This window comes from Mesorhizobium sp. WSM4841 (genome assembly GCF_055811515.1).
The window spans coordinates 1-20,538 of record NZ_JBVVQC010000025.1 but is presented as its reverse complement, the minus strand read 5'-3'; the positions used below and the strand labels follow the sequence as shown (position 1 = coordinate 20,538).

Annotated in this window: 20 protein-coding genes and 2 tRNA genes; 14 read left to right on the top strand and 8 right to left on the bottom strand. The window is 58.6% G+C overall.

Features of this window, described 5'->3' with window-relative positions:
* Positions 1 to 128 precede the first annotated feature (128 nt).
* The 3 genes from AC0L14_RS24480 to AC0L14_RS24470 all read right to left on the bottom strand — a co-directional run bounded on the left by AC0L14_RS24480 (position 129) and on the right by AC0L14_RS24470 (position 3,102).
* On the bottom strand, positions 129 to 1,055 hold the full coding sequence (locus AC0L14_RS24480) for a hypothetical protein (protein WP_123150016.1): 927 nt from the start codon (positions 1,053 to 1,055) through the stop codon (positions 129 to 131).
* Positions 1,056 to 1,218: 163 nt separating this feature from the next.
* A complete protein-coding gene (locus tag AC0L14_RS24475; protein ID WP_027153941.1) occupies positions 1,219 to 1,716 on the bottom strand; it encodes a YciE/YciF ferroxidase family protein in 498 nt (165 codons plus the stop codon).
* A gap of 462 nt (positions 1,717 to 2,178) precedes the next feature.
* Positions 2,179 to 3,102 carry a glycoside hydrolase family protein gene (locus AC0L14_RS24470; RefSeq protein WP_077383561.1) on the bottom strand — a complete coding sequence of 308 codons (924 nt, stop codon included), beginning with the start codon at positions 3,100 to 3,102 and terminating at the stop codon, positions 2,179 to 2,181.
* A 414-nt stretch (positions 3,103 to 3,516) separates the two neighbouring features.
* Here AC0L14_RS24470 and AC0L14_RS24465 point away from each other — a divergent pair, with 414 nt between their 5' ends.
* Both AC0L14_RS24465 and glf read left to right on the top strand, forming a co-directional pair.
* Positions 3,517 to 4,689 carry a glycosyltransferase family protein gene (locus AC0L14_RS24465; RefSeq protein ID WP_077383383.1) on the top strand — a complete coding sequence of 391 codons (1,173 nt, stop codon included), beginning with the start codon at positions 3,517 to 3,519 and terminating at the stop codon, positions 4,687 to 4,689.
* A 2-nt stretch (positions 4,690 to 4,691) separates the two neighbouring features.
* Positions 4,692 to 5,858, top strand: coding sequence for a UDP-galactopyranose mutase (gene glf, locus AC0L14_RS24460; RefSeq protein WP_473750971.1), 1,167 nt, complete (start codon positions 4,692 to 4,694; stop codon positions 5,856 to 5,858).
* 23 nt (positions 5,859 to 5,881) lie between these two features.
* Here glf and AC0L14_RS24455 read toward each other — a convergent pair whose 3' ends face one another.
* Complete coding sequence (locus tag AC0L14_RS24455) at positions 5,882 to 7,030, bottom strand: glycoside hydrolase family 1 protein (RefSeq protein WP_077383379.1); 1,149 nt, start codon at positions 7,028 to 7,030, stop codon at positions 5,882 to 5,884.
* 492 nt (positions 7,031 to 7,522) lie between these two features.
* Between AC0L14_RS24455 and AC0L14_RS24450 the strand changes: the two genes are divergently transcribed.
* On the top strand, positions 7,523 to 7,720 hold the full coding sequence (locus AC0L14_RS24450) for a hypothetical protein (protein ID WP_473750970.1): 198 nt from the start codon (positions 7,523 to 7,525) through the stop codon (positions 7,718 to 7,720).
* Between the two features lie 151 nt (positions 7,721 to 7,871).
* Here AC0L14_RS24450 and AC0L14_RS24445 read toward each other — a convergent pair whose 3' ends face one another.
* Positions 7,872 to 8,921, bottom strand: a complete 1,050-nt coding sequence (locus AC0L14_RS24445) for a YihY/virulence factor BrkB family protein (RefSeq protein WP_473750969.1) — start codon at positions 8,919 to 8,921, stop codon at positions 7,872 to 7,874.
* A gap of 741 nt (positions 8,922 to 9,662) precedes the next feature.
* Here AC0L14_RS24445 and AC0L14_RS24440 point away from each other — a divergent pair.
* From AC0L14_RS24440 to AC0L14_RS24405, 8 genes are all read left to right on the top strand, one after another.
* Positions 9,663 to 9,851 carry a hypothetical protein gene (locus tag AC0L14_RS24440; RefSeq protein ID WP_244602958.1) on the top strand — a complete coding sequence of 63 codons (189 nt, stop codon included), beginning with the start codon at positions 9,663 to 9,665 and terminating at the stop codon, positions 9,849 to 9,851.
* A 25-nt stretch (positions 9,852 to 9,876) separates the two neighbouring features.
* Entirely contained in the window at positions 9,877 to 10,059 is a 183-nt protein-coding gene (locus AC0L14_RS24435) for a hypothetical protein (RefSeq protein ID WP_473529282.1), read from the top strand.
* 17 nt (positions 10,060 to 10,076) lie between these two features.
* Positions 10,077 to 10,802 (top strand): Crp/Fnr family transcriptional regulator, encoded by a 726-nt coding sequence (locus AC0L14_RS24430; protein WP_258122488.1) that lies wholly within the window; start codon positions 10,077 to 10,079, stop codon positions 10,800 to 10,802.
* Positions 10,803 to 11,428: 626 nt separating this feature from the next.
* Positions 11,429 to 12,097: a hypothetical protein gene (locus AC0L14_RS24425; protein ID WP_473750968.1), complete on the top strand. Its 669-nt coding sequence runs from the start codon at positions 11,429 to 11,431 to the stop codon at positions 12,095 to 12,097.
* Positions 12,094 to 12,489, top strand: a complete 396-nt coding sequence (locus AC0L14_RS24420) for a phage holin family protein (protein WP_123150023.1) — start codon at positions 12,094 to 12,096, stop codon at positions 12,487 to 12,489. Before AC0L14_RS24425 ends, AC0L14_RS24420 begins: the two co-directional genes overlap by 4 nt.
* Positions 12,486 to 13,364 carry a hypothetical protein gene (locus AC0L14_RS24415; RefSeq protein WP_473750967.1) on the top strand — a complete coding sequence of 293 codons (879 nt, stop codon included), beginning with the start codon at positions 12,486 to 12,488 and terminating at the stop codon, positions 13,362 to 13,364. The genes AC0L14_RS24420 and AC0L14_RS24415 overlap by 4 nt, the downstream gene beginning before the upstream one ends.
* Positions 13,365 to 13,838: 474 nt before the next feature.
* On the top strand, positions 13,839 to 14,252 hold the full coding sequence (locus tag AC0L14_RS24410) for a YidB family protein (protein ID WP_473750966.1): 414 nt from the start codon (positions 13,839 to 13,841) through the stop codon (positions 14,250 to 14,252).
* A 641-nt stretch (positions 14,253 to 14,893) separates the two neighbouring features.
* Positions 14,894 to 15,718: a methyltransferase domain-containing protein gene (locus AC0L14_RS24405; RefSeq protein WP_473750965.1), complete on the top strand. Its 825-nt coding sequence runs from the start codon at positions 14,894 to 14,896 to the stop codon at positions 15,716 to 15,718.
* Between the two features lie 51 nt (positions 15,719 to 15,769).
* Here AC0L14_RS24405 and AC0L14_RS24400 read toward each other — a convergent pair whose 3' ends face one another.
* Entirely contained in the window at positions 15,770 to 15,919 is a 150-nt protein-coding gene (locus AC0L14_RS24400) for a DUF982 domain-containing protein (protein ID WP_244602961.1), read from the bottom strand.
* A 1,179-nt stretch (positions 15,920 to 17,098) separates the two neighbouring features.
* Here AC0L14_RS24400 and AC0L14_RS24395 point away from each other — a divergent pair.
* Positions 17,099 to 17,575 carry a hypothetical protein gene (locus AC0L14_RS24395; RefSeq protein ID WP_473750964.1) on the top strand — a complete coding sequence of 159 codons (477 nt, stop codon included), beginning with the start codon at positions 17,099 to 17,101 and terminating at the stop codon, positions 17,573 to 17,575.
* A 954-nt stretch (positions 17,576 to 18,529) separates the two neighbouring features.
* On the opposite strand, the gene AC0L14_RS24390 is transcribed toward AC0L14_RS24395, so the two are convergent.
* Both AC0L14_RS24390 and AC0L14_RS24385 read right to left on the bottom strand, forming a co-directional pair.
* Positions 18,530 to 18,606, bottom strand: a tRNA-Arg gene (locus tag AC0L14_RS24390).
* 62 nt (positions 18,607 to 18,668) lie between these two features.
* Positions 18,669 to 18,974, bottom strand: coding sequence for an ETC complex I subunit (locus AC0L14_RS24385; protein ID WP_027152615.1), 306 nt, complete (start codon positions 18,972 to 18,974; stop codon positions 18,669 to 18,671).
* Between the two features lie 176 nt (positions 18,975 to 19,150).
* Here AC0L14_RS24385 and AC0L14_RS24380 point away from each other — a divergent pair, with 176 nt between their 5' ends.
* Positions 19,151 to 19,447: a hypothetical protein gene (locus AC0L14_RS24380; RefSeq protein ID WP_473527996.1), complete on the top strand. Its 297-nt coding sequence runs from the start codon at positions 19,151 to 19,153 to the stop codon at positions 19,445 to 19,447.
* A 930-nt stretch (positions 19,448 to 20,377) separates the two neighbouring features.
* A tRNA-Pro gene (locus AC0L14_RS24375) sits at positions 20,378 to 20,454 on the top strand.
* The last annotated feature ends 84 nt before the right edge of the window (positions 20,455 to 20,538 follow it).

The following is a 20,538-nucleotide window of genomic DNA, read 5'->3' as shown; positions in this document are numbered from 1 at the left end:
CCGGACGGGCCGGCAATCTGGGCACCGCGCGTGCAGCAATAGCGTGGCTGCACTGCACAATCGCACGGGAGCGCGGCGGGAGAGGGGAGGCCCGGCCGACCCTCGGGGTCGGCCGGGAGTAGAGGTCTTCAGCCTCGACTAGCTGTGAGATAGAGCGCGTCTTCTTCGTCGTCACGCTGCTTGCCGCCTAACGCAGCCGCTGCGCTGGCGATGAACGCACCGATGATGAGAGAAAGCGCGCCAACCAGCGCGAAGGTGGCGCCGGCTTTTCTAGCTGTGTCGGCTGCTTCCTGTGCTTGGACTTTGGCCGCCTCGACCTGAGCAAGCACCGCATCAACCCGGGCAGTAGCATCCGCTTGCGACAGGCCAGTGCGAGCGGCCACGAGTTGGCCTAGATAAGTCTTGTCGTCGGCCGAGACTTCGCCGGCCGCCGCACTCGTAATGAGGATGCGGGAAGCTTGTGCGGCTGCTGTCGCATCGCCCTCCGCGCCCGGCGCCGCCAGCCTGGAAGGATCGGTCGGGCGGAACAGCGCATCGACGAAATACGACGTCGCGTCGCTGCCTCCGTCGCTCCCGGCGTTTGCGGTCGCGCCTGCCGAGGCACCCATTGCTACTCCCGAGGCCACTGTCGAGGCCGCCTGAGCGCCGGTGCCGATTGCCGCGGACAGGGTCGAGCCGAGCACGAACACAACCAGCAGCGTGGCGAGTGCCCAAGCCATAAAGCCGTGTGCGGTATCCCGGAAGAAGGTCTCATCGCTGTGAATGCCGACCCATTTGGTGCGAAGGCGCCCGGTCAGATAGCCGCCCAGACCCGATGACAGCCATTGAACGATGACCAGCCAGATCGCGGTGGACACGGCAAAGGTCGTCACGCTGGCGCTCTCGTTGGACCATGGAGACACCATCGTGAGCCCGAGGCCGGACCCGAGAAGCATCAGGATGAACGTCAGGCTCGAGGCAGCGAAGGCGCCGGCGATGATCGGTCCCCAGTTGACTGCGGATGACGAGGACTCGACCGGCGCGGCGACGTCCGTCCCCAGGATGGTTGATGCCATGAATTCCTCCTACCGCATGAACAGCGCGAGAAGGATGATGATCGGAATAGGAACTCCGAGCAGCCAGAGTAGAATGCCTCGACCCATGATTGTCTCCTATCGAAAGAACGGATGTTGGAAGTAAAACAGCCACCCCAACACAGTTGGGGTGGCTGGTGTGTGATCAGGCGGCCTTGGCCATTTCGTTGGCCGAGGCGTCCGCCAATCCGGTGAGCGCCTCGTCTGTCATAGACTCTTCGCCGAGCGTCTGTTCGATCAGCTTGGCGGCGTCGCTCATGCCCAAAACCTCGGCCCAGCGCTTCAGCGTGCCATAGCGGGTGATCTCGTAGTGCTCGACAGCCTGGGCAGCGGAGATCAGACCGGCGTCCAGTGCGGGAGTTCCCTTGAACTCCTCCATAATCTCCTCGCCCTCCTCGATGATGCCGTCGATCGCGGGACACGTCTTGCCCTGTGCCCGCTTGCCAAGGAGCTCGAAAACCTGCTGCAGGCGCTCGACATGACCGTCGGTTTCGTCCTTGTGCTTCTCGAAGGCTGCCTTCAGATCGGCCGATGAGGCGGCGCGCGCCATCTTGGGAAGCGCCTTCAGGATCTTCTTTTCCGCGTAATAGATATCTTTGAGCGTATCGAGGAAGAGATCATCCAATGTCTTTTCTTTCGCCATGGCGGATTTCCTTTTGGTTCCAGCGTTTTTTTGTTGTCGTTCACGGGGTTGTGAAACGCATGCTCAACAAGCTCGCAACGCCGGAAAGGTTCCTTTGAGACGTCTCGCTGCACGTCACTCTGACTTCGTGGGTCAACCCCTGGTTCAATTCACTTCCCGCTCCGCCAGCCATTTCGCTATCGAGGGATCGCGTGATGCTCTGATACTTGGCGTCTCTATCTATCGAGATTCTTGAGAATATTTTTGTCGGCGCAGCCATGAACGAGCGCGCCTGACCTTGGGGATGCTGCTCGCCAAAGTCGCCGGCGGCGAGACCAGCCCTTCCACCTAAAAGAATTCTCTGCGAGAACGATGTCTCCCGCCAATCGTGACGCCGCCTGGCCTCACCGATCGGGATTGATTGAGGACGCGGCAGCAACCCGATTACAAAGATGATTATCTGAAGTGGGCTGGTCGTCCCTGTTAGGCGACTCGTGAAAGGACTTGCTGATCCAGGTCGCACCTAGCCAGTCCGAAACGCCAGCGATGGTTCGTTGCCTCACGTCTGCTCTGGTAAAACAAGGTCAGTTTCCCGCCGTCGATCATCACTGTCGAATGGCCGTTCTCCCCAGGCTCACCAGGATCAAGCACGGGGCCGACCGACACGTAGGGACCCTGGACCTCGTCGGCGATGGCGAAGAATACGCGCTGACGACTTCCGCGCGGACCGTCGGGAAGGAAGCAGGTGGCGTTGAGAAGCACGCGACCGTCAGGTAATTCGACCAGTTGGGCGCCCTCGATCCCCCATTCGTAGTCCGGATGCTCGCGCGCGTTGTGATGGGGAACGTCGAGATGGTCCAATATCTTACCGAGACGTTTCCACGGCCCGAACCAGGAATCGGATTGGCTGCGCGCCAGATAGACGTCAGGCTGCGGCACCCTGGTGAATTTAGGCATGCCTGAATAGACGATGTAGCGCTTGCCGCCGATGATCGCCGGATGGGGATCGTAGATCCCGTCCTCATCGGTGTCCGGCAGGGACAATATCGCCGGATTCAGCACCACCCAATGAAAGCCATCATTGGACACCGCATGCTCGCAACGTCCGCCGGACTTCATGAATTCGGTCTGGATGAACATGTGGAAAACGCCGCATTCATGGATGACGCCGGGCGCCGCTATGCCCGATCCGGTTACCGCCAAGTCGAGCGCCTCATGCTCAGTCCACGGCCCATAAAGGTCCGGAGCCGTGGCATGTAGTATTTTCCAGCTCTCGGTCGTGACAGTGCCGCTGGAACCGAAGACGTGCCAAAGCGTGCCGTCGAACACCGGACAAGGATCCTTCAGATCATCCACGGACTGCGGGTGAAACAACGGAAAGACGTTGGTTTCAAAGTTAAACTTCATTCCTTGCGGCTCTCTCACGGTGGCTGCCTTCATCGGCCCATGCGTTGGGCCATTTGTGGCGACCAAAACGAATCATGCGCAGCTCATTAACTTTTATACCTGCGCTCATGAATGGTTGTTGAACGACTGAGCGGATTTCAGCCGTTCTGTGGCAATGCGCCACATTTGGCGAGATCTGAAGCTGCAAGGGCCCCCGCCTTGGCCGAGGCGCTGTCCGTCGGGTGTTGGTAGCAGCGCCGCTTCTCTTCGAACAAGTGCGCTAGTGGCCGGCTCGGCGGCTCCAGCCAATTAAAATCCGTGGAACAACTTACTCAAATGAAAGTTAGATGTACGGATGAAGGCTTCAGCAGGAGCGAGCTTCGGTTAACATATGTTAATCTGAGAATTGTAAACTATAACTAAAGGGATTCTTACATGAAAATAGCGGGCGGCAAAAAAAATAAACCAAATATCCCCCTAAAATCGTCTATTTTACTTTGCTTTTCTCACCTCAGGTGGGATTTCGTACACCAACGCCCGCAGCATATTCTGACGCACGCCTCAAAACAGCAGCAGCTAATTTACTTTGAGGAGCCGGTCTACGAGGAAACACGCTATCCTTCGATGCGGGTGAACGATCCGTCTGCAATGATCACAATCGTAACCCCGGTTCTTCCGGTCGGCATTTCCGCAACAAAGGCAGACGCCATCCAGCGCAGGTTCGTCGACCAGATCGTCAACTCAACTCCGCATGACCGGCTGACTATATGGTACTACACGCCCATGGCGCTGCGTTTCAGTGACCATCTAGTCTGCGATGTATGCGTCTACGACTGCATGGATGAACTCTCCGCCTTCAAGAACGCACCGGCAGAGTTGACGCAGATGGAAAAAGCGCTGTTCCAGCGCGCTGATGTCGTGTTCACGGGCGGGCAGAGTCTGTACGAGGCCAAACGAAGCCTCCATAGGTCGATTTTTCCCTTCCCCAGCAGCATCGACGTTGCGCATTTCCACAAGGCAAGAGAGCCCGGCGATGACCCTGTAGACCAGGCAGACATACCTCAACCGAGAGTGGGCTTCTTCGGCGTGATCGACGAACGGCTCGACGTTGAAATGATCGCACAGGCGGCTGCGGCAATGCCCGAAGTGCATTTCGTCATGCTCGGCCCGGTGGTCAAGATCGACCCGCTAAGCCTGCCGCGCGCAAGTAACTTGCATTGGCTGGGTGCCAAGTCCTACGCCGACCTGCCTCGCTATCTCGGGCATTGGAGCGCCGGCTGGATGCCCTTCGCGCTCAATGAGGCGACACGCTATATCAGCCCGACCAAAACTCCTGAGTTCCTGGCCGCCGGGCTGCCGGTGGTCTCCACGGCGATTGTGGACGTCGTGCGCACCTATGGTGCTGAAGGCCTGGTCGACATCGTCGACGCCGAAGATATCGAAACCAAGCTTCGGTCCGTTCTGTCACGTCCCCGGAATTTCCTGCTGAAGGAAGTCGATGCCTACCTCGCTAACATGTCCTGGGAACGAACGTGGGAAGCAATGGCTGCCCATATTCAGCGCGCCTATGCAATGAAAAGCATTGTGCCTTTGCGCCGGGGAGCCTGACCATGTTCGATTGGTTGATTGTCGGCGCCGGCTTCGCTGGCAGCGTGCTCGCCGAACGCATCGCATCGCAACGGCATGAAAGCGTCCTGCTCATCGACCGGCGAAATCACATCGGCGGCAACGCTTATGACTGTTACGACGAAGCGGGAATTCTGGTCCACCGCTATGGGCCGCATATATTCCACACCAACGCCCGATCGATCATCGACTATCTCTCGCAATTCACCGAATGGAGGCCTTACGAACATCGCGTACTGTCTTCGGTCGACGGAAAACTGCTGCCGATACCGATCAACCTCGACACGATCAATCGCCTGTACGATCTTGAATTGACGCCCGAGCAGTTGGAGGAGTTCTTCGCATCCCGGCGAGAAACGGTCGAGGAAGTCCGAACCGCCGAAGACGTGGTTGTGAGCACCGTTGGCAGAGAACTCTACGAAAAATTCTTTCGCGGCTATACAAGGAAGCAGTGGGGCGTCGATCCGGCCCAACTAAGCAAGTCCGTGACTGCGCGGGTCCCTACCCGAACCAACCGCGATGATCGCTACTTTGGCGACACTTTCCAGAATATGCCGGCTGGCGGGTATACACGCATGTTCCAGCGCATGCTGGACAACCCAAGGATCAAGATCATGCTGCAGACCGATTATCGCGAAATTCGCGACAAGATCCCCTTTCAGCGGATGATCCACACCGGGCCGATTGATGAATATTTCGACTGGAGCCTTGGTCGTCTGCCTTATCGGTCACTGCGGTTCGAACACGCGACGCTTGATTGCGAGCAGTTTCAGCCGGTCGCCGTTGTTAACTATCCGCAGACGGAAAACTATACCCGCATTACCGAGTACAAGCATCTGACCGGTCAGCAGAGCCCGAAGACCAGCCTGACTTACGAATATCCAACCGATATCGGCGATCCCTATTACCCGGTGCCGCGGGCGGAAAACGAGGCGCTGTACAAACGCTATGAAGCACTGGCAGCGGCGTGCTCCGACGTGTGGTTCGTCGGGCGCCTAGCCACGTACCGCTACTACAATATGGATCAGGTCGTCGGTCAAGCTTTGGCGACGTTCGCGCGCATTCAACAGAGCCTGCCGGCAACCGGCACCGTGCAGATGCTTACGCAGCGGACGATGCTCGGCCAACATTCGGAGCAGTTCCCCACCTAAGTGGCCCGCTCCTTCTTCGACCGCTACGAAACACCTGCCGCGAACAATCTGCGCTGGCGATCCAATTCATCGGCAACCGGCTGGCGAAGACTGCGCGAACCGTCGGCATGAATCGTAGAGAACAAGCCGACTTCCGCGTGGCGCAAATTGTCCCAGCCGGGATACGCGGTCACCGGGTACAGACATATACCCTGAACCGGGGCACCACGGCTCATTGCGTCACGGACCTCATCGCACACATAATGGAGCCATGCCGGCCGGCCTGATCCTTCAGCGCCTGTCTCGGCGATGAACATGGGCTTTCTGTAGCGCTCTGCGACTTCGACCAACATTTCGGAAAGCGCCCGATATTCGTGGTGGCCCATCGGTATCGTTGGCCCCTGAAAGTACCATTGGTTGTGCGGATAAAAGTTAAGTCCGATGACGTCGACACAGTCCTCGCTGCCGCCCAATTCAGGCTCGGCACGGCCCGTCAGCATGTCATAGGCTTCAAACTGGCCCTGACGAACATTTTCCGCGCGCCGCTGCTCGGCACGACTATGGTCACGGGGCGCAACATGAATTAGCGGTTCAGCCCATATGAACCGGCAATCAGGTTCGGCATCGCGCATCGCCTTGACGCCGGCAACCGCTGCCCTCACAAGCTGTCGCTTGAACCATCCCCGCTTCTTCGGCCCCACGCGTGGGAAATAGCCGACCTCTATCGCCCATGCGAAAAATGAGATCTCATTGATCGGGCACACCAAGGGAGCTACTCCCGTGACGGAGCGGTGGACCCGGACAGCTTCAGCGGCGAAGCGGACATAGGCTTCTGTAAAGTCTGGGGCGCCTTGGTCTACGTGATCTGGTGAGCCATAGTGGAAGATATCCCAGACGACCTGCACCCCCGCCGCGTGGGCTGCTTCGATCATTGAGATCCAACCCGACCAGTCGAAGACTCCTGGCGCTGTTTCAATCAGGTGCCAGCGCAAGCCGTCGCGGATCGTGCGAAGCCCAAGGGCAGCACAGCTGCGATAGTCGCCGAGAGCATGTTTGTCGTGTGCGGTTGCGCGATTCAAATCGAGGCGCACTCCGTCGCCGCGCCGATGCGAGGAACATTCGAAGCCAGCCATGAAGAAACTGGCAAACTCGGACGGATATTCGCCTGGCAGACGCGCCGGCTCGTTGCTCATAAGTGCAACCCGTCGGCCAAGGCTCGCGCCAGCGCTCCCGCTAGGCGATCGGCCATTGCTAGTTTCGACCTCCACCACAATTTCATTCGGGCCGCCATCACGTCGCCTGAGTGGTACGGGTGCAAGCGTCGAATGTTGACCAAGCGAGCGTGAGCGGAGCCGAGTCCAGGTATTGTCGGTGAGCAGAGGTCGACCCCAGGATGACAGACTGGCGCTCTCAAGCCGAGCCTCGTTGATCGTCGTCGCGCTGCATGGTCTCTCCTAATGGAATCCGAGGAAGGAGAATATCGCAAGCACGATACAACGATACATCCGATGAGATGGCGCAATCTCCCTCACATTGCGTACCGAACTTGCCTGCGACCGTGAGGTTCCCCTTCGGCTGAAATATTTCTGGTTGGGCGGGCGACCCGCTAACTTACTGTCGCCTGCGGCGACGATTCCCAGGCAGTGGTCTGGCTGGTTCGCCGCGACACGATCGGGCGAAACGGTATGTTTCGTGCCGGCGCTGTGCCGGTTCCGGCTGCCTTGGAGCTGCCCGGGTTGGCTCGCGGCACCTATTGCGTCATCGCCTGGGGTACCAACGCCGGCAGGCAAACAGCGGAATGGCAAGCGAATTCGGACGGCTGGCTGAAGCTTGATGTGCCGCCGTTCTCCGCCGATGTCGCGCTTGCCATCCGCGGGGTCTGAGCAGGATGGGGACTGCGCCTGAAGGTATTCATACGCTCGCGATCTGACTTGCCATAGCCCATGATGAGCCGTCCTTGCAAACTCGTCGCCAATGCTGATGTCAGTGATTGCGCCAAGCGAAGTTGCGCGGAGATTCCAAGTGATCTGCGCGCTAAGTGTTGTGCTCGCCCGACCGCGACTGCTGGTCGGCGGCATCGGCCGATCCGCCCAGCGTGTCGGCGACCGTGGCACCTCGCGCACCCATCGGCTGCTGCGCACCTGTGGTGGTGTCCTTGGCAGTCTGATGCTCCATCTCGGCATTCAGCTCCGCACCCACAATCAGGACAATCACGGAGATCCAGGTCCACATCATCAAGCCGATGACTGCCCCCAGGGCTCCATACGTCGCGTTGTAGTCGGCGAAGTTTTCAAAATAATAGGAGAATCCTATCGAGACTGCGATCCAGACCACAGCCGCGAGGAAGGCGCCCCATGTCGCCCATTGCCACTTTGCCCTTTCGCGGCTGGGGCCGTAGCGATAGATCAGCATAATCCCGAGGCCGACCATGATCAGCATCATCGGCCACCGAAAGATCCGCACAAGGGCTTCGGTCCAGCCGCCGAGGTTCAGCAGCGCAAGCATGGCCGGCACGATCCCCACCGAGACGATAAACCCAATACCGATGAGGATGGCGCCAAGTGTGAAGCCCAAGGCCAGGAGATTCAGATAGATAAAGCCGCGCTTTTCACTCTCCTCGTAGGCGATGTTCATGGCTTCGAATAGCGTCTTGATGCCGTTACTGGCGCTCCACAGTGCGACGGCAAGGCCGAAGATGAAGCCGAAGCTAAGCGCGCCAGTCTTCTGAGCGGCCAAGGACGCAAGCTGAGATCTGATAATATCCAGACCGCCCGAAGGCAGTACGCCGCCAAGGAACGCAATGTGCTCAGCGATGGTCTGAGGATCGGCGACGAAACCGTAGATGGACACGAACGCGGCAAGCGCTGGAAAGAGGGCAAGGAGCAGATAGAATGCGGCCCCGGCCGCAATCAGCATAACACGGTCCTCGGTTACCTCAGCAAAGAGCCGCCACAGCACGTCCTTCCAGCCGCGGCTGGGAATCTCTGACGGCCATTCGGCATCGCGCCCGCGGCCCTCCCGTCCGGCCCGCCGCTCAAGTTGCACTTGAACTTCGTAAGCATCGTCGGTTGTTTTCTTCGACATGGCTACCGGCCCAGAGCATCTTCTTCGCGGGGCAAACGTGTAATAGCGCCAAAGGATGCAGGTGCAGACCTGCGCTCACAAATAAACATCCGCCGACTGCAGAAACACTGCGCCAATCCCATGCGACGAGTTGATTTAATAGCAACACTGCCCTGCCCACGACCCCTCAATGGCTTGTTCGAGCGACCAATGAGAATACGCCAGCTTTCCACCATGTCGGCCATTCGCGGCAGTCGGCTGACTGCGTTTAACTTAGCGCGACCGGCCGGCGCGGATTATGGCATGGGCGATCGCGAGCTGCGCCTCTCTCGGCGCGTCCAGCCGGCCTCTAGCATGCAATCGACCATCGCTTGAAAGCCAGGCTCCATCGCCTCCTGACAGTTGAAGCTGGGCGAAATCGCGGACCCTGCACATGGCAATTACCCGAACTCACCCCAGGCAATTACTCGTGCAGACGCAACTCAAAACTTGCGGCTCATAACGATCTGCGAGCGGTGGCTGTCGAACTGGGCCTCGTGAATCCAGTCGTCACCTTGGGGCGGCTTGGCTACCAGGTAGGCATCGGCGGAATGAACTCGAGCCGGCCGGCGCGGCACTCACAGGTTTGCCCACCTGATCGAGTCTGGGTCGGCGGTATATATTAGCTAGACGGAACACAACGTGATTCTAATGGGAGGCGGCAACAAATGTTGCTGATCCGCGTTGCGCTTGATCTGAAGGCCAGCCAGGGAGGAAATCAAAATGGCCGACGACAAGTGCAATAGAGGTTCTGGGGCGGAAACCGCGTCGCGGGTGACGAAAAATATGAGTTCTGCTATTTCGCCATTAAGTTCGGCCTCTCAATACCGCAGGATCCGCGACCTTTTTGGCAAGCACGGTAATGATCGCGAGACCCTGTGTCGGGAGGCTCAGAGGCTCGGAACGCCGTGACTCAAAAAAGAACGATTCTCGAACAATGACCAACCTTTCACAACTAGGGCCGCCCATTACAGGCAAGCTGCATAGCGAAGAGGTCGAGCATGAAAGCGACCATTTCTATCTGTGCCCGACAGGCGACCAAGTTGTAGATGCTCGGGACCTGCGGCGCGTCATCTGGCACGATCAGCCGGGGCACGAGCCGCTGGAACTCGATTCCTGATCTGGTCAGGGACTGCGATGTTCGGCAAAGACCTTTTAGTTCGCATGCTCGACCGCCGCGACACCCTGCCGCGAGACGAAATCACGCTTATTGAGGCTCTTCCGGTCCGGCCGGTAACTTTCGGACCCGATGAGGAGATTGTCAGGGAGGGTTCCCGCCCCGCCGAAAGCTGTCTTATTGCGAATGGTTTCGCAGTTCGAAACCAGGCTATTCGAGAAGGTAAGCGTCAAATAACGGCAATTCACGTGCCGGGAGACTTTGTCGATCTGCATAGTTTACTGCTCAAAGTGATGGATCACAGCGTGAGCGCCCTGGGCTCGTGCGATGTAGTTTTCATTCGACACAAAGACCTGCTCACAGCAATGGGTGGAAGTCCACATCTCACCCGGATGCTCTGGCTTTCAACCACTATCGATGCCTCAATCCAACGAACTTGGATAACCTGTCTCGGGCGTCGCTCCGCCAAACAGCATCTCGCACATGTAATTTGCGAGTTGTATGTCCGCTTAGAAATAGTTGGATTGGCCTCTGACCAGACGTTCGCGATTCCACTGACGCAAGCGGAATTGGGCGACGTGCTTGGTCTATCGGTAGTTCACGTGAATCGGACGCTGCAGGAACTTCGAGCGAAGGACCTGGTTAGCTGGAAAGACAGGAGGATTGTTATCCTGGATTTCCAGCGATTGGCATTACTGGCCGACTTTGATGCGACCTACCTAAATCTCTTTCACGAACCGCGGTGACCGCCTCGGCCAAGACGCGCCAGCGCGCCAATGCGGCATCAAGATTCTCGTCCATTAAACAATGTGAATGAGCCCTTGCTCCGGATGGATTAAAGCTGGGTTCAACTGGCACAGTTGACGTCCAAAAAGGATTGCACATGCGTGAACTCGAAAACCTCATCGAACAGTATGTAGATGTTCGGAGGCGGCGGCATAGTTTCATATCGACGGGGCTCGCCGTTAAAGCGCTCAAACAGATTGTTCCGGCATGTTCGGTCTCTGATTCCGACCTAGCGAACATGATCGCTAGTCGTGCAATAGACCACGGTCTTCCGGTGAGCTTTGATCTTAATGTGACCTAGGCGTAGTGCTTCATTATACTTCCTGACCATGAGCCCTTGAAATCCGAACGCGGAGGCGCCGCACGGCCGCCCATACGGCGTGTGCGAATTCCAAGAGAGTCCACAGGCTCGCCGGCCTGATGCGCTATTGCTAATTTAGCTCCAAATGATGGAACCTGTTTGCCGCAGGCAAGTTCGTTAGGCAATGGAGGAGATTGCCACCATGAACAATGTCATCTATCTCATCGGCCTCGTCGTCGTAGTGCTTGCGATCCTCTCCTTCCTCGGATTCCATTAGGAGATACCATGCAGCGCGAAGACGATCAGGGCCGTAAGCCGGCCGATTTCGAAACAGCCAAAAGCGAACTGTCCGAGCGGTTCCAGCAGGAAACGCACACCGCGACAGAGGCGCTACATGACGCTCGCGATGAACTCACCAGGAAGGCGGGCGATTACGCTTCGGAAGCGAAGCAGGAAATATTCAACAAAGCCGAGGGAACACAGCGCGATATCAGCTCCAACCTAAAGGCCTTTAGCGGAGCGTTGCGAGCGGCAAGCGAGCATCTGGCCAATAATGATCAACGGACCGCTTCAAAGTTCACCCTTGATGCCGCCGGCGCACTTGAACGCTTTTCATCTTCGTTGAAGGACAAACCATTCGAAGATGTTCTTGGCGAGATGCGGTCGTTCGGCCGCGAAAACTCAGGAGCGCTGATCGCCGGTTCAGTATTGGCAGGCTTGGCGCTGGGGCGGTTTATCAAGAGCTCGCCGCCATCTGCCCGGGCCGAGACACAGAGTCGATCGCAAACACACAGGGATTCAGAAACGGCTTCGAACTCGGATGAGTCCGCTACGCGATCGGCAGAGGCATCCGACCCGACGCCGGCCCGCTCCAGCCAGCGCGACGATGACTTGGCCGGCGATGATCTGGCCGGCGACGACTGGGCAGGCGCAAGCCTGGAGCAGAACCCATGACCAACAATCAGGAAAGTCGCGGCCTCGCAACCCTCGTCAGCGATCTGGCACAGCAGGTCACAACCCTGCTTCAAACCGAAAGTAGGCTGTTGCGGGCCGAAATTTCGGAAAAAATTAGCAAGGCCGGCACAGGCGCCGCCGAGGTTCTGGGCGGCGCGATATGCCTTCTCGCGGCCTTGATAGTGCTTTTGCAAGCACTCGTAATCGCCCTGGCGAGTGCCGGCTTGGGAGCGGGATGGTCCTCGCTGCTGGTCGGGATCGTCGTCGCGATACTGGGAATCATTCTCTTGCGCTCTGGCACGAAAAGCATGGCTCCTTCCGAGCTGACGCCCGATCGCACACAAGACCAACTCAAGCGCGACGCGCGCGTGATCAAGGATCAAATCAGATGAGCGACAAATCCGCAGCCGAGCTTGAACGCGATGCCGACATCGCCCGGGCGAAAGTAGCAGACACCGCCGATTCGATCCGCAGCAAGATGACACCGGGTCAATTGATCGACGAATTTACCGGAATGTTCGCCGGCGAAGGATCCGCCATGCTTGGCAACCTCAAGTCGCAAGTCAGGGACAACCCGTTGCCGCTGACGTTGATTGGAGCCGGCCTGGCCTGGCTGATGCTTGGCAACGGCACGTCGCCAAGCAACTCAGCTGCCGCCGCCTATCGGACAGGCACGGCTCCCGACGCTTTCTCTAACTTGCGCGGCGATGATTTCAGCCAGGGCAACGAAGGGTCCGGAATCACTGCGATGCTCTCCGATACCGCCGGTTCGGTTACATCAGCAGCAAGCGGCGCGGCCGAGGCTGCAGCAAACGCTGCAACGGGCGCCAAGGCGAGGATGACAAAAACCGCCGGACAGCTCGGCTCAAGCGCCAGCGAGATAGCGGCTCGGACGCGCCAATCGGCACAGGACCTCTTCGAGCGCGAACCGCTGGCTATCGCCGCAGTCGGCCTTGCGCTGGGCACTGCTATCGGGGTGATGCTGCCCCACACAGCCACAGAGGACGAGCAACTTGGCGCCTACCGCGACAAAATTCGCGACAGTGCGGAGGAGGTTCTCGAAACGGGCCTGGAGCAAGCAAAGCAAGTTGCCGCCGAGGCCTACGAAACGGTCAAGGAAGAGGCCGACCGGCAAGGCTCGGGTGGAGATGCCGACACGCTAGCAGGCAAGGTCGGCAAAGTTGTGGAATCGACCGCAAAGCGAACCGAGGAAGCCATTCGCGATCGTTTGCCGGGGTCGTCGGACGAGTCTTCTACCAACTCATAGCGTCGCCACCAGCCTGAATGACGGGCGTGGTCCATAGGACGTCATCCGGCATCATCGCCGGTCGTAACCACACGGTATCGGAAGTGATTGCGGATGTAGTCGTTGAAATAGCGGCCCTTAACCGCTGGCCATGAACCACACCGAGAGGGTTCTACGCTCCGGATCGTATTCCGTTTTGCGTATCGAGGTGGACGGCAGGACGGCGGCTCGATCAAAGGCATTCAACGATCGGAGAACCCGTCGAGTTCCTCGTTGGGAGGATTTGGCGCAAGCTCAAGCGCCCGAACCGATCGAGACGATTGGCATCACGGATCGTCCATCATTCTCCGCGGGGCGCGTGCTGAAGTCCCGCCAGAAGCCGACCGCGAAGCCGCAATCGCTCGGCTCACCGAACGGTAAACCAGCCCAGTAGCAACACAGTGGAACCTTTCAAAGCCGCATGCCTTGTCCCTCCTCCATGGAAGGAGACGCGAAATGAGCCTTGACATTGGAAAAGTCGCCATAGGCCTGCTTGCCTACAAGAACAGGGACAAGATCGGCGAGTTAATCGCCGGTGGGAACTCGACAGATCCCAAAAGCGCCGGCTCTCCCGGCGGCCTCGGCGATATCCTGGACCGTCTCAGGAATGCGGGTGCGGGCGATCAAGTTGATTCTTGGGTCGGTACAGGATCAAATCGCCCCGTTCAGCGCGATCAGGTTGAGAAAGCCATCGACCCGCAAACGTTGAGCGATCTCGCGGAGCAAACCGGATTGTCCCGCGACGAACTTCTCGACCGGCTCACAAGAGAACTGCCCGACGCGGTGGACAAGCTTACTCCCGACGGCCAAATGCCTGTGAGCAAAGGTCCAAATCTCCTCGACGAGGTGCCTGGAGCTAGTCGCACTTAGCGCCAGGCCGAAAAGGGAACCCGCGTCCTCGCCCGGAGAGCGCGGCTGATCGGGCAATGCGATCTCCACAGCAATGTCTGCGAGAACATGCTGCAGAAGCCTAACCCGCTTGCCTACTAGACCTTTTGTCTTTTCGGTTCCTCTTCGGTTTCGCTGCCAATTCAGCAGGAAGAGCGGTTTCGGCCTTTAGTCGTTGCTGCCGCAGCCGAGCCGTCTTTGCTTCTCGTGCCACACGCTCGAAGTCTGTGAATGCCCTTGCAGCATCCGACGTGCGCTCCTGCCTGTCGTGTCTTTCTTTATCGGTGAAGCCTTGCCTTTCCCGCATTGTTCCTCCCACTTTGACGCACGGCGCTTTGTTGCCGCACCGAACGCTTGTGGCCAGATCGGGTTCCACCCGGACAGCAAAAAAGCCCGCCGCACCTTTCGGCACGGCGGGCAACAAGTCGGTTCACCAGGCACGAGGGGTGGGCGGGGGTGGTGTGCCCGGTGCGCAGAAATCCTATGCGCGCCGGCTGCGTCGCGTCTACCAACCGCCGGTTGGCGCGCGGTTGGTTGTTTGACAGACACGCGCTTTATGATGGCTGCTTAAAAGCGCCGATCGAGCCTTTTGCCGAGCGGCTCGTTGTGCGGAAAGGAACGCTATGGCCGAGCAGGAGCAGTGGCAGCTGGAAGGCAGCGCCGCGGAACTCTACGAGCGCTACCTGGTCCCGGCAATCACAGCCCTGTGGGCTGCCGACCTGGTGGATCGTGCCGCGCCTCTATCTGGTGAGCGGGTTCTGGACGTAGCTTGCGGCACCGGCGTGGTGGCACGCTTGGCGGCCGAGCGTATGGGAAGTGGGCAGGTCGTCGGCCTCGACATCAACACGGGCATGCTTGCCGTTGCTCGATCGCTCCCGAGAGGCGCTGGACCGCTCATCGGCTGGCACGAGGGAAGCGCGCTCGAAATGCCGTTCCCTGACGCCACCTTCGATCTGGTTCTTTGCCAACTCGGACTGCAGTTTTTTCCGGACCGATCGAGTGCGCTACGTGAGATGTTCCGGGTTCTGGTGCCTAACGGCCGACTGGCCTTAAGCGTTTTCAGAGCTATTGAGCGCACTCCTGCGGCAAAGGCGCTGGCGGATGCCTTGGATCGACACCTCGGTCCAGGCGCTTCGGCAACGAAACGGTCCGAGCATTCACTCGCCGATGCAGACGAGCTTTACCGATTGGTGGCCGGGGCGGGATTTCGTCAGGTGACCATCCACACGACGACACAGAACATCCGATTCCCCTCGTCAAAGGAATATGTGCGACTACAGCTGGCAGCGACTCCGCAGGCAGGGCTGGTCAGCGGAATGGATGCCGGACATCGCGACGCAGTCATCGCAGCGATCATGGGTGATGTAAGTTCTTCGCTGGCAATCTATTCAACTGGAGGGGAGCTGATGTTCCCCCAAGAGGCTCACGTCGTGCTCGCACGCAAATAGTGCAGCTGACTCTGCGGCATCCGGTGTTCAACAGCGCCCACGCAAAGGAGCCTAATTAGAGGAGGAGCGTAGCAACCCCTCCTCCTTGGCAGCAATCTCGAAGGCCTTCCTTACGTCCTCGGGTGTGCCCTCACCTTCAATGCAGGCCATGCAGGCTTCGACCGCCTTCGTCCACTTGGGTCCCCGCTTGGTCCACTTCATGAGTTCCGCAGCGGCCCCCTCGGGCATCATTCGGCCTGCTCCCTTCAGGCCAGCACTGAAACCCGGTGTTAACGTCGTTCGCGGCTTAGAGGATGCGGCCGCAGCTTGAAAGTGTAGGGTACAGCTCGCTGCCAGACAGGGAGGCGAAAATGAAATTGCTTGGGATTGCGCTCTTGTGCACGGGCATGATCAGCGTAGCAATGCCGGCCGTTCGCGCTGAGGATCAGCTTGTTCTGCCTAACCACGAAGAAGCGCCAGAGCCGGCAGTTCATTGCGAGGGCCAAAACTGCCTTCCACCAGCTGATGACCCTGTCGAGGAATGCAAGGGGCAAGATTGCACGCCGGCTCCGCCGGTTGACCCAGGTCCACAGATTGAACAGGTCGACTGAACAGCATCAGCAGAACACCCCAACTACGAAGGTGATCGCAGTTCGTGGAGAAGGTTGGATTTCAGGTCCTCTCCCTCTACCACCGTCAAAGTCCAAACAATTCTCTGCTCCGCTGGCAGGCGCTCTGAAGCCCTGCGTTTGCAGGGTGTGTGGCCAACGGCTGGGGAGTGCCGCAGCGCCCCGAGCGTGCAAATTGCTCTCTGAAAGCCGATCATTCTTCGAAGCTGTGGATTAGCCCCAAAAATCCCCAGGTTTGACGCCAGCAATATCAATACGATAGCACCGGCCCTGCTGCGGGCAGTTTTGCGTTTCGCTTGCCTGTCCAATGACGACCACAACCATGCCGTCGCACGCTAAGTCCACTTTGCGCCAGGAGCGGTCATCTCAGCCTGGTGCTCGGGAATGATCGGATTTGGCCGCAAGCGGACTGGCAGCTAACAGGTCGACTTTTTCAGCCGCCGCGACTGGCTGGCGCCAAGCGCACCCTGGGAGGAGGCACGCGAAACACGGTGGCCCGGTGCGGCACCCCCGGCGGCAAAAAATTCTTTCCCTGGAGTCTCGCGAAAATGGCTCAGCAGACGGTCCGGGATCCTCGAGTTCGCAAAAATTAACTCGACCCCCCTACTACCCGGTCTTGGCGGCAAAAAAAGCTGGCGCCTTTTGATTCCCTCAGCCCCCTAGAGAGGGGGAATAGCTGCGCCGGTTTCTCTTTTATTTTCAAAGTGTTATTTGTTGACGAGACCAAGGTGCGGCCCTACACTATCCCGAGAACTGAACCAGGGGACCATCTATGCTCACATTTGGCCCGATGATCGTGCTCGCAGTGATCGCCATTGTGGTGGTGATCGGCCTTATCCCGGAAACCGCTGAAGATGCCGCGCTCAAGTTCCGCCGCCAGTGCCGAGCCGACGGAATGAGCTTTGCCGAGACAGAGGCGGCAATCGGCATTCGGAAGGCCTTCGTCCAGCTGCGCCGGCTGTCGTCCGACCAATGCGTTGCGAGGGGCGGCAAGATGGATCGTGATCAGATCAACCAGATTGCTTCCCACGTTGCCATCGGCCTCGCGGCCGCATATGGGCGTGAAGCTGCCAAGGCATTCGAGGGCTGGATCGGCTCATGCCCAGACGAGGAAATTCTTTACGATGACGCCCGCTCGGCGCGGCATCACCATATAGTCGGCGCGTTGCGCGAAAAAGGCCTCTGCTATCCGCCGAAGCGCGCCGGCATGAGCGAAGACTTCCGGAACTCCTTCAAGGTAGTCCGATAGCCAATCATCTGTTGAACGACTGCCGCACGTCATGACAGCGCTTGCATAGTCTTTACGAGTCGAGGTGAAACGCCTTTGGCGGCCTTCGGCTCTTCGCTTCGCTCAGCACCTCTTATGTTGTGCATCACCGCGGACTGTTTGTCTTGGATCTGGAAAGAGCCGTCTTCGACGGCAGGCATAGTTCGCCCTACCAGGGACAAACATTTGCCAAGACAAGGCATTCTGGACCGGAAGCACCTTTCGGAAGGCCGGGGTCATGCGGTCGGCCTGTTCTTCCCTATTCGCAGCTCTTTCGGGCTCATGACGGCAGCGGCATAGTCGGAGTGGTCCTGAAAACCCCGTGTCGCGCGCTTGTGCTTTTTGCCAAGCTCCTCTCCCACACCATGTCCGTGCCATTCCAACACGAGCTCGACGGTGGGGAGTTAGATATACCTCATGCCCTTGAGGGAGATGCAACGTCGGTCATGTTCCCGACGATCGGCCCAAACGGAGGGCTGGCTATGAAAAAAATGCGCTTACGCATGATGGTTCTATCTGCGCGCTGTTCGCGCATTTTTCTTGCAAGTTTTCCCAGAACTCCCTCGATTCCGTGCAATTACGAAGTTGATTACTGGCCCGGCAACGCACCCTGACGTTGCTGAGCCATTTTTATGGATCCAAACTATTATTGTATCTCGCAACAGCGCTTTGGAGTCTCGAGGCGGGCACTAGTGATTGACCTCCGAGCGGTCTGGCATCATCCCCGCGCCTTCCAAGGTTGCCCGGCGCTGCTCTTGGAGCAAGTCTAGCGCAGATCTAGCATGCAAGATCTGAACCTTAGAGCGGGTAATTTCAGGATCGAAAGGTGCGGGGCAAGACCGGGATTGCTCAACGGAATCAAAGGTCGATAATGCGCTGCCAGTGAGGGCGCCATTTCGGTAATATCGAGTATTTTCAATCAGATAACTGAAAACTTGGCGATCCCGACAGGATTCGAACCTGTGACCATCGGCTTAGAAGGCCGGTGCTCTATCCAGCTGAGCTACGGGACCGCTGGGCCGACGCCAAGGGCCGGCTGAGTTATGCGCTGGGACGGCTGCCCGGCATTTGCCGGTCAATGTGTCCAGGGCGTCCTGCGGTCATAGCGGAAATTTTCCGCATAGGAAATCTGGCGGCGCTTGGATTCCTTCGGCTCCTCGACACGGTAGGCCAGCCCCTCTTTCTCCGCATAGGCCACCGCCTCTTCCCGGGTATCGAAGGTGAGCCTGATCTGGCTCCGCATGTCACCCGACGTGGTATAGCCCATCAGCGGATCGATTTTCTTGCGCATCTCGGGATCGAATTCCAGCACCCAGTGGCCGGTCTTGGCCTTGCCGGACTGCATCGCGGTTTTGGCTGGGCTGAAAATGCGCGCGGACATGGACACCTCGTTGCTACGTGCAAGCGGCACCGCCGCTGTATTCCCGTCATTACTGCGCAATGCCGCCGGCGGCAAGGCCGCTGCCTGCCGTACCCCTTCGGTACGGCGGGCCACCGACGATGATCGCGCGAGGGTTCACGGCAAAAGAACCCATCCCCTCAATCAGCCTGAGCAGTTTGCTACAACGCAGAACTAACAAGGAGCGGCCACCGCTGTGGACGTTCGCCGGCCTGACCTTGCTAGCCGGCGGGCCTGCGGTTCTCGGCATGTGGCTCGGCAGCCTGGCCTATGCGCCGCAATGGTCGGCGCTGGCGCTTGCCATCGGCGCCGGGACGATCCTGCAGGTCATCGTCGAGGTCGGCGCCTATCTGATGCGCCGCAGCCAGAAGGGTCTCGATGCCTTCTTCACGCCGCCGGTCCTGGGTGGGCTGGCGGCCGGCGTCGCCTTCATGTATGCGACAGCCGCCTGGTGAAGGTCTGACCGGACAGGAACCTGGGCGCCGAGACGGCGCTGCGAAACCGTTGCGACCCGGCTGGCTGCATTTCCGGCCCCGCTCTCGGCTCGGGCCTACCGTTTGTTCCGTTCTCGTCTTTTCAAGGGGTTGCGCAGCCAAGCCCGCAACCTATAGCCCGCAAGGACTCGGGCCGCGGTAATCAGCTCTTAGCGGGAGCTGCCGACGAGCACGTTGTGTCGGGCGCCCAAGGCGCTTGGCCAATCCCAAAGCAAATCGTTCTCGTCTCGCTTTGGGACAATGGATTGGCATCTGAATTGCTACATCTGAATTGCTAATTGAGTCTCGCCAGCCACAGCGCTTGCGAAGGGGACGGAAATGGGCTTAGCCGAAGACTTGTCTGATGTTGCGCTCACATTCGAATGTCCGGATTGCTCGCATCCGGCGGTAAGGAAGGGCTCTGCGCTAAAAACGATCGCGCACTTCAGATGTGACGGGTGCAACGCCAAGGTGCGGATCACTTACCCGCAGAAGCTAGCGATCTTTGAAAAGCACAAGCTATTGGCTGCCCGAGGGGTGTTTGCGATTGGCTAGCTAAGCCTTTTCCAGGTTGTCGGTCGCGCGGATTTCGAGAACAAGATGCAGAATTCTGAGGATGGTCTCGTTGGTGGATCGCTCAATTCAAGCAGCTTTCTTGCTGGCGAAGCGGTTGATGTTCCAAGCACCGCCGCCGGTTGACGCGCCGCCGACTAGTTGAACGCGAGCCGGTAGCGCCAGAGGGCGACAAGGCGCGGCTACTTCATTTTTCTATCCATGAGGAGCGCGATGAACAGCCGTGGGACTTTTGGTGGACTTTTCGTGCAACTCCCTGTCACTGTATTGCGTTCGTTCCGTTTTTGTCGTTTCGGGGGTTGCCTTCCAAAGCCCGGAACCCTATAGCCCGCAAGGACTCGGAGTGTAGCGCAGCCTGGTAGCGCATCTGGTTTGGGACCAGAGGGTCGGGAGTTCGAATCTCTCCACTCCGACCATTCATTCACTGTACGGCCCGGAGACATGGGTAACAGTTTGTACCTAAGACATGGGTGACAACCTCGTGCCGAACGGGTTGTCGA

Coding starts and splice junctions, on each gene's coding strand:
- AC0L14_RS24480 (WP_123150016.1), bottom strand. CDS start 1,055: ATGGCATCAACCATCCTGGGGACGGACGTCGCCGCGCCGGTCGAGTCC.
- AC0L14_RS24475 (WP_027153941.1), bottom strand. CDS start 1,716: ATGGCGAAAGAAAAGACATTGGATGATCTCTTCCTCGATACGCTCAAA.
- AC0L14_RS24470 (WP_077383561.1), bottom strand. CDS start 3,102: ATGAAGTTTAACTTTGAAACCAACGTCTTTCCGTTGTTTCACCCGCAG.
- AC0L14_RS24465 (WP_077383383.1), top strand. CDS start 3,517: ATGAAAATAGCGGGCGGCAAAAAAAATAAACCAAATATCCCCCTAAAA.
- glf (WP_473750971.1), top strand. CDS start 4,692: ATGTTCGATTGGTTGATTGTCGGCGCCGGCTTCGCTGGCAGCGTGCTC.
- AC0L14_RS24455 (WP_077383379.1), bottom strand. CDS start 7,030: ATGAGCAACGAGCCGGCGCGTCTGCCAGGCGAATATCCGTCCGAGTTT.
- AC0L14_RS24450 (WP_473750970.1), top strand. CDS start 7,523: ATGTTTCGTGCCGGCGCTGTGCCGGTTCCGGCTGCCTTGGAGCTGCCC.
- AC0L14_RS24445 (WP_473750969.1), bottom strand. CDS start 8,921: ATGTCGAAGAAAACAACCGACGATGCTTACGAAGTTCAAGTGCAACTT.
- AC0L14_RS24440 (WP_244602958.1), top strand. CDS start 9,663: ATGGCCGACGACAAGTGCAATAGAGGTTCTGGGGCGGAAACCGCGTCG.
- AC0L14_RS24435 (WP_473529282.1), top strand. CDS start 9,877: ATGACCAACCTTTCACAACTAGGGCCGCCCATTACAGGCAAGCTGCAT.
- AC0L14_RS24430 (WP_258122488.1), top strand. CDS start 10,077: ATGTTCGGCAAAGACCTTTTAGTTCGCATGCTCGACCGCCGCGACACC.
- AC0L14_RS24425 (WP_473750968.1), top strand. CDS start 11,429: ATGCAGCGCGAAGACGATCAGGGCCGTAAGCCGGCCGATTTCGAAACA.
- AC0L14_RS24420 (WP_123150023.1), top strand. CDS start 12,094: ATGACCAACAATCAGGAAAGTCGCGGCCTCGCAACCCTCGTCAGCGAT.
- AC0L14_RS24415 (WP_473750967.1), top strand. CDS start 12,486: ATGAGCGACAAATCCGCAGCCGAGCTTGAACGCGATGCCGACATCGCC.
- AC0L14_RS24410 (WP_473750966.1), top strand. CDS start 13,839: ATGAGCCTTGACATTGGAAAAGTCGCCATAGGCCTGCTTGCCTACAAG.
- AC0L14_RS24405 (WP_473750965.1), top strand. CDS start 14,894: ATGGCCGAGCAGGAGCAGTGGCAGCTGGAAGGCAGCGCCGCGGAACTC.
- AC0L14_RS24400 (WP_244602961.1), bottom strand. CDS start 15,919: ATGAAGTGGACCAAGCGGGGACCCAAGTGGACGAAGGCGGTCGAAGCC.
- AC0L14_RS24395 (WP_473750964.1), top strand. CDS start 17,099: ATGCTCACATTTGGCCCGATGATCGTGCTCGCAGTGATCGCCATTGTG.
- AC0L14_RS24385 (WP_027152615.1), bottom strand. CDS start 18,974: ATGTCCGCGCGCATTTTCAGCCCAGCCAAAACCGCGATGCAGTCCGGC.